The organism is Kitasatospora sp. NPDC001664 (genome assembly GCF_053596675.1).
The window spans coordinates 14957-26950 of record NZ_JBSFGS010000033.1 but is presented as its reverse complement, the minus strand read 5'-3'; the positions used below and the strand labels follow the sequence as shown (position 1 = coordinate 26950).

Sequence of the window (11994 nt, the reverse complement as noted above, 5' to 3'; positions counted from 1 at the left end):
CGGCCGGCGCTTCGGCCGGCGGCGGGAATCCGTTGGACGCGGGCCCGCCCCGGCGGCTGGGATGGGCCCATGGGCACACGCATGAACCCGGACGAGTTCGACACCGACCCCGGCCTGGTGCGGAGACTGATCGACGGTCAGTTCCCGCACTGGGCCGGGCTCGCGATCACCCCCGTCCGCTCCTCGGGCACCGACAACGCGATGTACCGGCTCGGCGAGGAGCTGGTGGTCCGGCTGCCCCGCATCCCCGGTGCGGTCCCGGACGTCGCCAAGGAGCAGCACTGGCTGCCCCGGCTCGCCCCGCACCTCCCGCTCACCGTCCCGGCCCCGGTCGCCCTGGGCGCGCCGGTCCCGGACTTCCCCCACCCCTGGTCCGTCCAGCGCTGGCTCCCGGGGGCGAACCTCTTCGACCACCCCCTCGCCGACCTCGCCCCCGTCGCCCGCTCCCTCGGCGCCTTCGTCGCCGCCCTGCGCGACGTCCCCTCGGAAGGTGGCCCCGCCGGCTACCGGGCCGGGCCGCTGTCCGCCCGCGACGAGGAGGTCTGCGGCGCGGTCCGTGCCATCGGCGCCCTGGTCGACCCGGCCGCCGTCCTCGCCGACTGGGAGGACGCCCTCGCCGCCCCCGCCTGGGACGGCCCCCCGGTCTGGACCCACGGCGACCTGCTCCCCGGCAACCTGCTCGCCCACGACGACCGCCTCACCGCCGTCATCGACTTCGGCTGCGGCGGAGTCGGCGACCCCGCCTGCGACCTCCTTCCCGCCTGGGCCCTGCTCGACGCCGGCACCCGCCCGGCCTTCCGCGCCGCCGCGGCCCCCGACGACGCCACCTGGCTCCGCGCCCGCGGCTGGGCCCTCGCCTTCGCCCTCCCCGCCTGGGCGCACTACCGCACCACCAACCCCACCCTGGCCACCATCGCCCGCCGGACGGTGGCCGAAGTGCTGGCGTGACCGGCGAGGGCGCGAGGGAGGTACGTGGTGTTGCCGGGGGCGCGAGGAACTGCGCGGGTCGGAAGGCGGCTCATCGGCAACTGATCCACCGTCAGCCAGTTGCAGGTGCTGCCGTTCCCCCGCGCGCAGTTCCTCGCGCCCCCGGGGTGACCACCTTCGCCAGCCCGAGGGTGCTGCGGTTCCCCCCGCGCCCCCGGGATCACGCCCTGCGCAGGAGCAGTGTCGCGAAGCCCAGGGTGCCGCGGTAGCCGTTCAACCAGCCGTCGCGGTGCTCGGTGGCGGTCGCCAGGGCGTCAGCGGCGTCCGGGTGCTCGGAGTGGGTGAGGGCCCACTCCGTCAGGGAGCCGGTCCAGGACCACTCGTAGGCGTCCCACTCGGCCTGCGAGGAGACGTGGGCGTCGATCGGGGCCCAGCCCGCCCGCGTGATCCGGGCGACCAGCTCGGGCAGGTCGGTGTACTCCCTCGCGGGCACGCCGAGCGCTTTCAGTGCGGCGGCCTCGGGCTTCCGCTCCCAGAAACAGACGCCGAGCAGCGCGACCCCGCCCGGCCGCAGCAGCTCCCCGACGGCCTCCAGGGTCAGCTCCACCCCGCCGAAGGCGTGCTCGGTGCCGACGCACAGCACCACGTCGAACGGCTGCTCCGCCACCTGCTTGCGCACGTCCCGGTGGTGCAGCCCGATCCGCCGGGCCACCCCGAGCGCCTCCGCCCGCTCCCGCGCCCGCCCCAGCGCCGCGTCGTCCAGGTCCACCCCGACCGCCCGCAGCCCCGGACGGGCCGTCAGGGCGCGCAGCAGCCAGGCCCCTTCGCCGCAGCCCAGGTCCAGCAGCCGGCCGTCCCGGGCCGGCAGCGCCCGGGCGAGGAGCCGCTCGACCGACTCGTCGGAGAGCGGCGCGGCGATCGGGTGGTGGGAGTGGGCGATCCGGAAGCGCATGCGAGGGTCCATCGGCTCAGTCTGTCCGTGCCTGCTCGTCCGCCGCCAGGGGTTTGCCGTAGGTGCGGCCCTTCCACGCCGCGCCGCGCCCCCGCCAGTGCTGCACCGCCGAGTCCACCGTCATCAGCAGGTAGAGCAGTGCGGTGAACGGCAGCAGCAGCGCCGCCCACACCGGCTGCCGGTAGTACCGCACCATCGGCAGGTAGGTCCCGGTCATCAGGGCCCAGGCCAGGCCGCCGCACAGCGCGGTGAGCCCGCCGCCGGCCAGCAGGGCCACCGGCGGCACCAGGTACACCAGTGCCAGCCCCACCACCGTCCCCGCCAACAGCCAGACCGAGTGCCGCAGTTGGGCGTACGCGCTGCGCGACACCATCCGCCACAGCTGCCCCAGCTCCGGGTACGGCCGGACGCTGTCCACCTGCTCGGCCAGCCCCAGCCAGGTCCGTCCGCCGCCGCGCTTCACGGCCCGCGCCAGCGAGACGTCGTCGATCACCGCCCCCCGGATCGCCGCGATCCCGCCGGCCCGCTCCAGCGCCTCGCGCCGCACCAGCGAACAGCCCCCGGCCGCGGCCGCGGTACGGGAGCCGGGCCGGTTGCTCCACCGGAAGGGGTACAGCTGCGCGAAGAAGTACACGAAGGCCGGCACCACCAGCCGCTCCCAGCCGGTCACCACCCTCAGCCGGGCCATCTGCGAGACCAGGTCCAGCCCGTGCCCCTCGGCGGCGGCGACCAGTGCGGCCAGCGAGTCCGGGCCGTGCGCGATGTCCGCGTCCGTCAGCAGCAGGTAATCGGCCTCGTCGGCCAGTTCGACCCCGTGCCGCAGGGCCCAGAGCTTGCCCGTCCAGCCGGCCGGCAGCGGGGGAGGGGTGGTGACGGTCAGCGGCAGCCCGCCCGCCGCGCCCAGCCGGTGCGCCAGCTCGCCCGTGCCGTCCGTGCTGTGATCGTCGATCAGCACCACCCGGGCGGACCCCGGGTACCGCTGCGCCAGCACGCTCGGCAGTGACTCCGGGAGCACCTCGGCCTCGTCCCGGGCCGGCACCAGCACCACCACCGAGGGCCACCGCTCCGGCTCCACCCGCCGGGGCAGCCGCTGGTCGGTCCGCCAGAAGAACCCCTGACCCACCGTCAGCCACACCCAGGAGGCCAGGGACACCACCGAGACCCACAGCAGCACCGTCACCCTCGCCAGTCTGCCACCGGCCCCTGCCCGCCGAGCGTCACCGCACCGCCGGACGGGCGACCGCTGCCGGGTGCCGTGCCCTTCGCCGGTCCTCCCACTGGAGGGCGGCCAGGGAGACCAGCAGGCCGGCGATCACGGTGCCGGTCATCGTGCGGGCGACTCCGAAGCCCTCGACCAGGGTCCGGCACAGCAGCGCGCTCAGGGCGGGGAGCACCAGCATCGCCAGGACCCGCAGGTACCAGGGCAGTCGACGGGTGAGCACGACCGCGAGCAGGCCCGCCATGTAGGCGGGGGCCAGGAAGTACACCCCCGGGATCACCACGAACAGAATCACGCCAGCGATCAGCCCCACCGTGCCCACCCCCCCGGTCCGCGACGGTCGGCACCGTCGTCGTCCGCCAGCGTGGCAGATTAATTGAACGTGTTCAAGTCTGCCGGATCGGGCAAGTCGAGGAAGCCCGCGACCAGCTCCACGAACCGGCCGGGCTCCTCCACCCAGGGCCGGTGGCCCGAACGGTCCATCAGTTCCAGCCGGGCGTGCGGGTAGAGCGCGGCCGCCGCCCGGGCCGGGGCGGTGCCGATCAGGCCGTCGGAGGCCCCGGCCAGCACCAGCACCGGCGCCCGTACCGCCCCCAGCCGTGCCAGCCGCCGCTCCTCGTCGGCCGGGGTGGCCGCGCCCGCGTAGTAGGCGGCGCGCAGCCAGGCGTGCGGGGAGCCGTGCTCGGGGCGGTGCTCGGCCTGCCGGGCGTCGTCCCAGTGGTGCCAGGAGAAGGGGTGCGTCCGCCGCCCCGACTCGGCCGCCGCCTCCCCGGTGAGCCCGCCCCCGGTGAGCAGCCGGTGGGCCTCGGCGGCGTCCGGGTACCAGGGCTCGCCGGAGCGGGCGGCCCGCAGCTCCGCGAGCTCCGCCTCGTCCGGCTCCCGGGCGGCCCGCCCCACCGGGGTGACCAGGACCAGCCGCCGCAACCGACCGGGGTGGGCGGCCGCGTACTCCTGGGCGACCAGGCAGCCGGCCGAGTGCCCGAGCAGGTCGACCGCCGGCAGGCCGAGGTGCGCGCGCAGCGCCTCGACGTCCCGGGCCTGCTCGGTGAAGGCCACCGTGCCCCGGTCGGCCGGTACCGCCGAACGGCCGGTGGCCCGGGGGTCGAGCAGAACCAGCCGCCGACGGTCCGTCAGGCCGCCGAGCCCGCCCAGGTAGCGCAGGTCCATCCCGGGGCCGCCCGGGAGCACCAGCAAGGGCGGCCCCTCGCCGAGGAGTTCGTAGTGGAGCGCGGTCCCGTCGTAGGAGCTGAAGGTAGGCATGGCAGGCACCCTCACACAGCGCGCCCACCCCGTGCCAACGCCCGTCCGGTCCTTGGAAGGCCCGCCCCGGAGCAGTCACCGGCGGCCGGGCGGCGGGGCCGGTCCAGTAGAGTCGTGAGCTGTGAAGATCGCACTGATGGACTCCGGAATCGGCCTGCTCGCCGCGGCCGCGGCCCTGCGGCGGCTGCGCCCCGACGCCGACCTGGTGCTCTCCTCCGACCCGGACGGGATGCCCTGGGGCCCCCGGACGCCCGAGGACCTCAGCGAGCACGCGCTGGCCTGCGCGCGGGCCGCCGCCGAGCTGGAGCCGGACGCCCTGGTGGTGGCCTGCAACACCGCCTCGGTGCACGCACTGGACGCGATCCGGGCCGAGCTGGAGCCGCGGCTGCCGGTGATCGGCACCGTCCCGGCGATCAAGCCGGCCGCCGCCCGGGGCGGCCGGGTGGCGATCTGGGCCACCCCCGCGACCACCGGAAGCCCCTACCAGCGCGGCCTGATCCGGGAGTTCGGCGGCTCGGCCGAGATCACCGAGGTGGCCTGCCCGGGCCTGGCCGACGCGGTCGAACGGGCCGACGCGGCGGACATCGCCGCCGCCGTGGCCGACGCGGCCTCCCGCACCCCGGCGGGGACGGAGGTGCTGGTGCTCGGCTGCACCCACTACGAGCTGGTGGTGGATCAGATCCGGGACGCCGTGGACGCCCGGGGCTCCCGGCCGGTCTTCCACGGCTCGGCCGACGCGGTCGCCGCCCAGGCGCTGCGCCGGATCGCCGACGGGACCCCGGAGGGCTCCGGCACCCTGACGGTGCTGCACACCGGCCGCACCGCCGCGCTGCCCGCCGCCGCCCTGACCTACCCCGAGGGCCGGCTGCTGACGGCCCTCGCCCAGGCCCGCTGACCCCGGGGCCGGCCGCCCCGGAAAGTCCCTTGCCGGGGGCCGGGGCGGTGCCTACTCTCGTCGCAACGCGTCGAAGGAGACGAGTAGCCGAGGACCCACGCGAGCCGAGAGAGCCGCCGGAAGCTGTGAAGGCGGACTCGCGTCCGAGGTGAAGACCCTCCCGAGTGCGGGGAGGAACGGCCCGTCCGGGCCCCATGCCCCGCCGGCCCGCCCCCGTCACCGGGCGACCCGAGGCCGCCCCCGCGCGGGGCGGCGAAAGTGCGGTGGTACCGCGAGCACCCTTCTCGCCCGCACTCCCAAGGGATCATGACGACAGCCACGGAGGCTGCGATGATCCACCCGACGAGCCGGACCCTCTGCTCCGGCCTCCCCACCCGCCTCGACGACACGGTCACGGTCGCCGGCTGGGTGCACGCCCTACGGCTCCAACGCGCCATGCAGTTCCTGGTGCTGCGCGACCACACCGGCCAGGTCCAGGTCACCCACCGCCGCGACGGTGGTGAGCTGGAGGCCGTGCTCGACTCCCTCACTCCCGAGTCCGCCGTCCGGATCACCGGCCGGCTGGTGACGGCCCCTCAGGTGAAGCTGGGCGGCCTGGAGATCGTCCCCGAGCGGGTCGAGGTGCTCGGCCTCGCCGAGACCCCGCTGCCGATCGACGACCGGACCGGCCCCGAGCAGCGGCTCGACCACCGCTTCCTGGACGTCCGCCGCCGGGCCGCCGCCCAGCTGCTGTTCGCCGTGCAGACCACCTTCGAACAGGCCGTGCGCGAGTACGCGGTGGCCGAGGGCTGCACCGAGATGCACACCCCCAAGCTGATGGGCTCGGCCTCCGAGTCCGGGGCCGAGGTGTTCCGGGTCGGCTACTTCGACCGCTCCGCGTACCTGGCGCAGTCGCCGCAGTTCTACAAGCAGATGGCGGTGGCCGCCGGGATCGACCGGGTGCTGGAGATCGGGCCGGTCTTCCGGGCCGAGCCCTCGCACACCTCCCGGCACGCCACCGAGTTCACCGGCCTGGACGTCGAGCTGGCCTGGACCGACGGGGTCGAGGACGTGATGGCCTTCGAGGAGGCCATGCTGGCCCACGCGGTCGGCAGGGTCGCCGAGGCGCACGGCGAGGCGGTCCGCGAGGTCCTCGGCGTGGAGGTGGTGGTCCCTCAGGTCCCGTTCCCCCGGCTGACCATGGCCGAGGCCCAGGAGGTGCTGCGGGCCGGCGGCTGGGACCCGGAGGGGGAGAAGCAGGACCTCGACCCCGAGGGCGAGCGGCGGATCGCCGCGTACGCGCGGGAGCGCTTCGGCCACGAGTTCCTCTTCGTCACCCACTACCCGGCGGCGATCCGGCCCTTCTACCACCGGCGGCCCGAAGGCCGGCCCGACCTCACGCTCAGCTTCGACCTGCTCTGGAAGGGGCTGGAGGTCACCACCGGTGCCCAGCGCGAGCACCGCTCCGAGGTGCTGCTGGCGCAGGCGGCTGAGAAGGGGATGGAGACCGGCCCCATGCGGGAGTACCTGGACGTGTTCCGCTTCGGGTGCCCGCCGCACGGCGGCTTCGGCGCCGGGCTGGCCCGGCTGCTGATGGTGATGCTGGGGCTGGAGTCGATCCGCGAGGCGGTCTTCCTCTTCCGCGGGCCGCACCGGCTGGCCCCCTGACGTACCCGTCCCCCCGGCCCGCGCGGGTCGGGGGGATCAGGCCCAGTGGGCCGGGCGCTCCAGGCCGGCCGGGAGGACGGTGGCGGCGTCGCCGCGGGCCGCGTTCAGCTGGGCCTGGAGGAGGAACAGGGCACCCGTCAGGTCCGCCCCCGCCAGGTTGGCGTCCCGCAGGTCGGCGCCGATCAGGTCGGCCTCCCGCAGGTCCGCCTTCCGCAGGTCGGCGGCGATCAGGTAGGCGCCGCGCAGGTTGGCCCCGCGCAGCTTGGCCCCCGCCAGGCGGGCCCCGATCAGGTCGGCGCCGCGGTGGTTGCGCTTCTTGCCGGGGACGGCGGCCCGGTACAGCTCACTGGCGCGCAGCAGCGTCTCGCTCACCCGCTGACGCACCGTCGGCACGTCCACCGCCAGCAGCTCGGCCGGGGCGCCGCGGGTCAGCCCGCCGACCTCCGCCAGCTCCGCCTCCAGCTCGGCCCGTACGGAGCCCAGGTGAGGGAGGGCGGCGGCCTCGGTCAGGTAGCGCAGCAGCTCGTGCAGCTGCCGCACCACCGGGAAGACCTCGAACATCTCGGCGGCGCTGGACGGGTCCTCCCGCCAGCTGCGGCCGCCGTAGGTCAGCTGGGAGACCTTCTGGCCGGCGCCCAGGCAGTCGAAGACGGTGCAGCCGGTGAAGCCCGAGGTGCGGAGCTTGGTGTGGATCCCGCACCGGAAGTCCTCCTGGAGGTTCCGGCACGGCGTCCCGGCGGTCTTGTTCACAGCGAAGTCCGCCGACTTCGCGAACGGCAGGGCCACGCAGCACAGCCCGAAGCAGTTCGCACAGTCGGACACCAGCTCAAGACCTTCGGCCACCACGGACGTGCTCCCGGAAAACTAGGACGGACAACCGCCCCAATGTACGCGGTGACGCGCACCGGGCTGCGCCCCGCAGGGGCGCGGGGAACTGCGCGCAGGGGAACGGCAGCACGTGCAACTGGCTGACGGCGGTTCAGTTGCCGGTGCGCCGCCTCCCGGTTCGCGCAGTTCCCCGCGCCCCCAGAGGTGTGGCCACGTACGTCTCAGTCGGCGACCGCAGGTCTGCCGCAGAGGCGCTGCACCGCCGGCTCCAGCCCCGAGAGGATGGTGTCGAAGCGGCGGGCGCTGGTGGTGCAGTCGACCTGGAGGCGGCTGATCCGCAGCGGGTGCTCGGGCAGCCGGGGCCCCAGGCGGTGGTCGGAGAGGAAGCCGAGGTGGTAGCCGAGCTGGCGGAGCAGGGTGTCGGCCCGCGGGTCGTAGCCGCCGTTGGGGTAGGCGAAGGCGGTGGGCGCCTCGCCCAGCCAGCCGCTGAGGGCCCGGTGGGCACCGGTGATCTCGGCCTCCACGGTGGCGTCGTCGCACTGGCTGAGGCAGGGGTGCCCCAGGGTGTGGTTGCCGATCGCCACCTGACCGTCCCTCAGCTCCCGCAGGTCCGCGGGGGAGAGCTGCTGCTGCCCCGGCGGCCGCCGGTGCGCACTGACCCGCAGCTCGGCGAGGCTGCGCCGCCGGTCCGGGTCGGGCAGGGTCTTCAGGCGGGCCAGCAGCTGGTCCGGCCGGGCCAGACTGCGCAGCGAGCGGGCCTGGCCGCCGTTGCGGGCGAGGAAGGCGGCCTCGTGCCACCAGAACGGGCGCTCGGTGCCGATCAGCTCGGCGATCACGAAGGCGGCCGCCGGGATCCGACGGGCCTTCAGCTCGGGCAGGGCGTGGGTGAGGACGGTGCGGTCGGCGTCGTCGAAGGTGATGAGCACCGAGCGCGGCGGCAGCGGGCGTCCCTCGGCGATCGAGCGCTCGACGTCCTGGAGCGAGACCGGGGTGGCGAGGCGGCGCAGCCGGTCGAGCTGGGCGCCGAAGGAGCCGGGGTCGGTCACGCCGTGGTAGGCGAGCACCGCGAGCCGCTGGGCGGCCCGGGCGCGGAAGAGCGGTTGGGCGGGCGAGAAGCGCAGCCAGCCGCCGCGGTCGCGGTCGGCGGGGCCCTCGGTGCCGTCGGCGCCGGTGGTGGTGGCGGGAACGGCAGGGACGGTCACGGACGGTGTGCGGTCGGTGGGACGGCTGGTCATGGTGGTGACGGTGCTGTCGGACTGCGGCACTGGGCCCCCCTCGGTCGCCGGTGCGGCGTGGCGGTACCACCGGGGCGACCTGGCCGTGCCCCGGCTGCCGTGGCGCGGCGGCGCCGCCCTCGGCCCGGCCGACCGTGGTGGGGACTCCCAACCCGTGCCACGGAAGGCCTGCATCGCTGACCGGACGGACCTGCAACCGGCGGGAACGCCTCGGACGCTGCTCCTGCTCGCGCCCCGCCGGGTGCCGGACTGCCCGGCGTGCTGCTCGGCCCGCACCTGCGGCCTCCGGGTGTGTGGGCACCCGGCGGACCGTCGGAGCGGGCCTGGATCTGGATCGTTCAATGTAGTGGAGACAGCCGACGGCCACCGATGGTTGTACGGCCTTCGGCAAGATTTCGCGGCAGCGTGCGGGAGGCCTGCGGGGGCGTGCGGGAGTGCGCCGGGAGCGTGTTCACCGGCTCCCGTCCGCGGTCCCGCGGGTATACCTTGGGTGGCATGAGCGAGACAGAACGTGATCATGGCGGCACGGTGGCCCGGCTGTTCGGCGGTGCCGCTCTGCACCGTCACCAGCTCGCGCTGGCCGCCGTCGGTGCGGCCTGCATCGCGATGGGCATCCTCACCGCCGTGCTGGTCCCGGAGAGCGACGGCCCCGCAGCCTGGGTGATGGCGGTCGCCGGCTGCCTGGCGGCCGGGGTGCTGCTGCTGGCCCGGGTCGCGTTCGCCCGCCTCCGCCCGAACGGCGGATCGGCGCTCTGACGGGCTCAGGCGCCTCCTGGCGGGCTCCGAGTGTGCTGACGGGCCCCGGCGCGCCGAAGGGCAGCGCTGCGTGACACCTCCGGCACCGCGCGGTGCCGCGTTCTGATCGGACCGGCCGATTTTCGGCCTATCTGCGCTTTTCTTTCACAAGTTCCCGGCACCAGCCCCACGCATCCCCCTAGTCTGGGCTCGCCCGGCCGCCGACCGCTGCCGGGCGCAAGGCCACTTGCGCCGCCGGGGAGGGTGGCGCCGAGGGGGGAACGATGGCGGGCAGTGCTGCGTCCGGAGGCATCCGGGGCAGGGTGAAACAGCAGTTGGCACGGGCTGCCGGGGCCGTCCCCGGCGAGGGTGCCACGGTGCTCATCTACCACCGGGTGGGCGGCGGATCCAGCGACGAACTCGACGTCACCACGGCCGACTTCACCGCCCAGATGGACCTGCTCGCCGAGCTGCCGCCCGGCCGGGTGACCGGTCTCGACGAGGCCGCCGACCGCCTCGCGGCCGGCCGCCGCACCCCCAGCACCGTGATCACCTTCGACGACGGCTTCGCCGACGTGTACGAGAACGCCTGGCCGCTGCTCAAGGAGCGCGGCCTGCCCTTCACCATCTACCTGGCCAGCGGTCAGGTCGGCGGCCCGATGCGCTGGGAGGGCGCCACCGCCAAGGACACCGGCGCGCCCGGCCTCAGCTGGGAGCAGCTGCGCGAGCTGGTCGACTCCGGCCTGTGCACGGTGGCCAACCACACCCGCACCCACGTCCGTCCCGAACTGCTCTCCACCGACGAGCTGGACGGGTGCAACGACGACATCGAGGAGCGCCTCGGCGTGCGGCCCCGGCACTTCGCCTACACCTGGGGCATCCCCGTCCCGCACCTGGACGCCGCCCTGCGGGCCCGCTTCCGCACCTCGGCCACCGGCCAGGTCGGCCGCAACCTGCCCGGCTTCGACCCGGCCCGGTTCGCCCGGGTGCCGGTCCGGCGCACCGACCCGATCGACTTCTACCGGGCCAAGCTCTACGGCCGCCTGATACCCGAACGGGCCTATGCCCGGATCGTGGCCACCGCGAAGGCGGTCGGCGCCCGTGCCTGACGCCCTGTCACCCGGTGCCCCGTCACCCCGCCTGCGCGGCCCGCACGGCCGCCCGCTCAGGGTCGCCCACCTCACCACCGTCGACATGAGCCTCCAGCTGCTGCTGGCCACCGAGCTCAAGGTGGACCTGGAGGCCGGCTTCGAGACCTACGGCATCAGCGCCCCCGGCCCCTACGTCGAGCAGCTCACCGCGATCGGGGTCCGGCACGAGCCGCTCCACGCGCTGACCCGCGCCTGGGAGCCGAAGGCCGACCTGGCCGCCGCCCGCGAACTGCTCGCGGTGCTGCGCCGGATCGAGCCCGACGTGCTGCACACCCACAACCCCAAGACCGGCGTGATGGGCCGGATCCTCGGCCGGCTGGCCGGGGTGCCGGTGGTGGTCAACACCTGCCACGGCCTCTGGGCCCAGGCCCACGACCCGATCGCCAAACGGGCCTTCGTGCTGGGCGCCGAGGCCTTCGCGGCCCGCTTCTCGCACGCCGAGCTCTACCAGAACGGCGAGGACCGCAAGACCCTCTCGCGCGCCGTCCCGGCCCGCCGCTCCAGGGTGGTGGGCAACGGCGTGGACCTCTCCCGCTTCGGCGCCGACCCCGAGGCCCGGGCCCGGATCAGGGCCGGACTGGGCGTCGCGGACGACGAGTTGCTGGTCGGCGGGGTCGGCCGCCGGGTCGCCGAGAAGGGCATCGTCGAGTACGCCGAGGCGGCCCGCGCCCTGGCCGGGAAGGCCCGGTTCGTCTGGGTCGGCCCGCAGGACGCGGACAAGCCGGACGCGCTGGCCGAGGAGGAGCGGGGCGTCGAGTACCTCGGCAGCCGCTCCGACATGCCGCAGGTCTACGCCGCGCTCGACGTCTTCGTTCTCCCCTCCTACCGGGAGGGGTTCTCCCGCTCCGCCATGGAGGCCGCCGCCAGCGGTCTGCCGATGGTGCTGAGCGACATCCGCGGGTGCCGCGAGATCGGCACCCACGGCGAGCACCTGCTGCTCACCCCGCCCGGCGACGCCCGGGCCCTCACCACCGCGCTGGACCGGCTCCTCACCGAGCCGGACCTGCGTGAGCAGCTGGGCGCGGCCGCCCGTCGCCGCGCCCTGGCCACGTTCGACCAACGCGCCGTCGCGCGGGTCTCGCTGGAGACCTACGCCGCGGTGGCCAGAGCCAAGCGGTTGGCCTGGCCGGTCGGCTGACGCCACC

The 11994-nt window shown here is 75.3% G+C and carries 12 protein-coding genes; 6 read left to right on the top strand and 6 right to left on the bottom strand.

Going from position 1 to position 11994, the window contains the following annotated elements; genetic code table 11:
• Nucleotides 1–69: 69 nt before the first annotated feature.
• On the top strand, nucleotides 70–948 hold the full coding sequence (locus ACWCYY_RS33805; RefSeq protein ID WP_449798190.1) for an aminoglycoside phosphotransferase family protein: 879 nt from the start codon (nucleotides 70–72) through the stop codon (nucleotides 946–948).
• A 199-nt stretch (nucleotides 949–1147) separates the two neighbouring features.
• Here the strand turns inward: ACWCYY_RS33805 and ACWCYY_RS33800 are convergent, their stop codons facing one another.
• The 4 genes from ACWCYY_RS33800 to ACWCYY_RS33785 all read right to left on the bottom strand — a co-directional run bounded on the left by ACWCYY_RS33800 (nucleotide 1148) and on the right by ACWCYY_RS33785 (nucleotide 4358).
• On the bottom strand, nucleotides 1148–1891 hold the full coding sequence (locus ACWCYY_RS33800) for an SAM-dependent methyltransferase (protein ID WP_449798189.1): 744 nt from the start codon (nucleotides 1889–1891) through the stop codon (nucleotides 1148–1150).
• Nucleotides 1892–1895: 4 nt separating this feature from the next.
• Complete coding sequence (locus ACWCYY_RS33795; protein ID WP_449798188.1) at nucleotides 1896–3059, bottom strand: glycosyltransferase; 1164 nt, start codon at nucleotides 3057–3059, stop codon at nucleotides 1896–1898.
• 37 nt (nucleotides 3060–3096) lie between these two features.
• The gene (locus tag ACWCYY_RS33790; RefSeq protein ID WP_345279377.1) at nucleotides 3097–3393 is read right to left on the bottom strand and encodes a hypothetical protein; all 297 of its coding nucleotides are present in this window, start codon (nucleotides 3391–3393) and stop codon (nucleotides 3097–3099) included.
• Nucleotides 3394–3470: 77 nt separating this feature from the next.
• Nucleotides 3471–4358, bottom strand: a complete 888-nt coding sequence (locus ACWCYY_RS33785) for an alpha/beta fold hydrolase (RefSeq protein WP_449798187.1) — start codon at nucleotides 4356–4358, stop codon at nucleotides 3471–3473.
• Nucleotides 4359–4479: 121 nt separating this feature from the next.
• Here ACWCYY_RS33785 and ACWCYY_RS33780 point away from each other — a divergent pair, with 121 nt between their 5' ends.
• Nucleotides 4480–5253, top strand: coding sequence for a glutamate racemase (locus tag ACWCYY_RS33780; protein ID WP_449798186.1), 774 nt, complete (start codon nucleotides 4480–4482; stop codon nucleotides 5251–5253).
• Nucleotides 5254–5583: 330 nt separating this feature from the next.
• A complete protein-coding gene (gene aspS, locus ACWCYY_RS33775) occupies nucleotides 5584–6900 on the top strand; it encodes an aspartate--tRNA(Asn) ligase (RefSeq protein WP_449798185.1) in 1317 nt (438 codons plus the stop codon).
• Between the two features lie 36 nt (nucleotides 6901–6936).
• Here the strand turns inward: aspS and ACWCYY_RS33770 are convergent, their stop codons facing one another.
• Together ACWCYY_RS33770 and ACWCYY_RS33765 are read right to left on the bottom strand one after the other, a co-directional pair.
• Complete coding sequence (locus tag ACWCYY_RS33770) at nucleotides 6937–7746, bottom strand: pentapeptide repeat-containing protein (protein WP_345279385.1); 810 nt, start codon at nucleotides 7744–7746, stop codon at nucleotides 6937–6939.
• 203 nt (nucleotides 7747–7949) lie between these two features.
• Nucleotides 7950–8963, bottom strand: a complete 1014-nt coding sequence (locus tag ACWCYY_RS33765) for a polysaccharide deacetylase family protein (RefSeq protein ID WP_345279387.1) — start codon at nucleotides 8961–8963, stop codon at nucleotides 7950–7952.
• Between the two features lie 495 nt (nucleotides 8964–9458).
• Between ACWCYY_RS33765 and ACWCYY_RS33760 the strand changes: the two genes are divergently transcribed.
• From ACWCYY_RS33760 to ACWCYY_RS33750, 3 genes are all read left to right on the top strand, one after another.
• Nucleotides 9459–9719, top strand: a complete 261-nt coding sequence (locus ACWCYY_RS33760; RefSeq protein WP_345279389.1) for a hypothetical protein — start codon at nucleotides 9459–9461, stop codon at nucleotides 9717–9719.
• Between the two features lie 356 nt (nucleotides 9720–10075).
• Nucleotides 10076–10807, top strand: coding sequence for a polysaccharide deacetylase family protein (locus ACWCYY_RS33755; protein WP_449798184.1), 732 nt, complete (start codon nucleotides 10076–10078; stop codon nucleotides 10805–10807).
• Entirely contained in the window at nucleotides 10800–11987 is a 1188-nt protein-coding gene (locus ACWCYY_RS33750) for a glycosyltransferase family 4 protein (protein ID WP_345279393.1), read from the top strand. The genes ACWCYY_RS33755 and ACWCYY_RS33750 overlap by 8 nt, the downstream gene beginning before the upstream one ends.
• Nucleotides 11988–11994: the final 7 nt, after the last annotated feature.

Excerpts from the sequence above, each read along its gene's own strand:
- ACWCYY_RS33785 (WP_449798187.1), bottom strand. The coding sequence starts at position 4,358 with ATGCCTACCTTCAGCTCCTACGACGGGACCGCGCTCCACTACGAACTC.
- ACWCYY_RS33800 (WP_449798189.1), bottom strand. The coding sequence starts at position 1,891 with ATGGACCCTCGCATGCGCTTCCGGATCGCCCACTCCCACCACCCGATC.
- ACWCYY_RS33760 (WP_345279389.1), top strand. The coding sequence starts at position 9,459 with ATGAGCGAGACAGAACGTGATCATGGCGGCACGGTGGCCCGGCTGTTC.
- aspS (WP_449798185.1), top strand. The coding sequence starts at position 5,584 with ATGATCCACCCGACGAGCCGGACCCTCTGCTCCGGCCTCCCCACCCGC.
- ACWCYY_RS33765 (WP_345279387.1), bottom strand. The coding sequence starts at position 8,963 with ATGACCAGCCGTCCCACCGACCGCACACCGTCCGTGACCGTCCCTGCC.
- ACWCYY_RS33805 (WP_449798190.1), top strand. The coding sequence starts at position 70 with ATGGGCACACGCATGAACCCGGACGAGTTCGACACCGACCCCGGCCTG.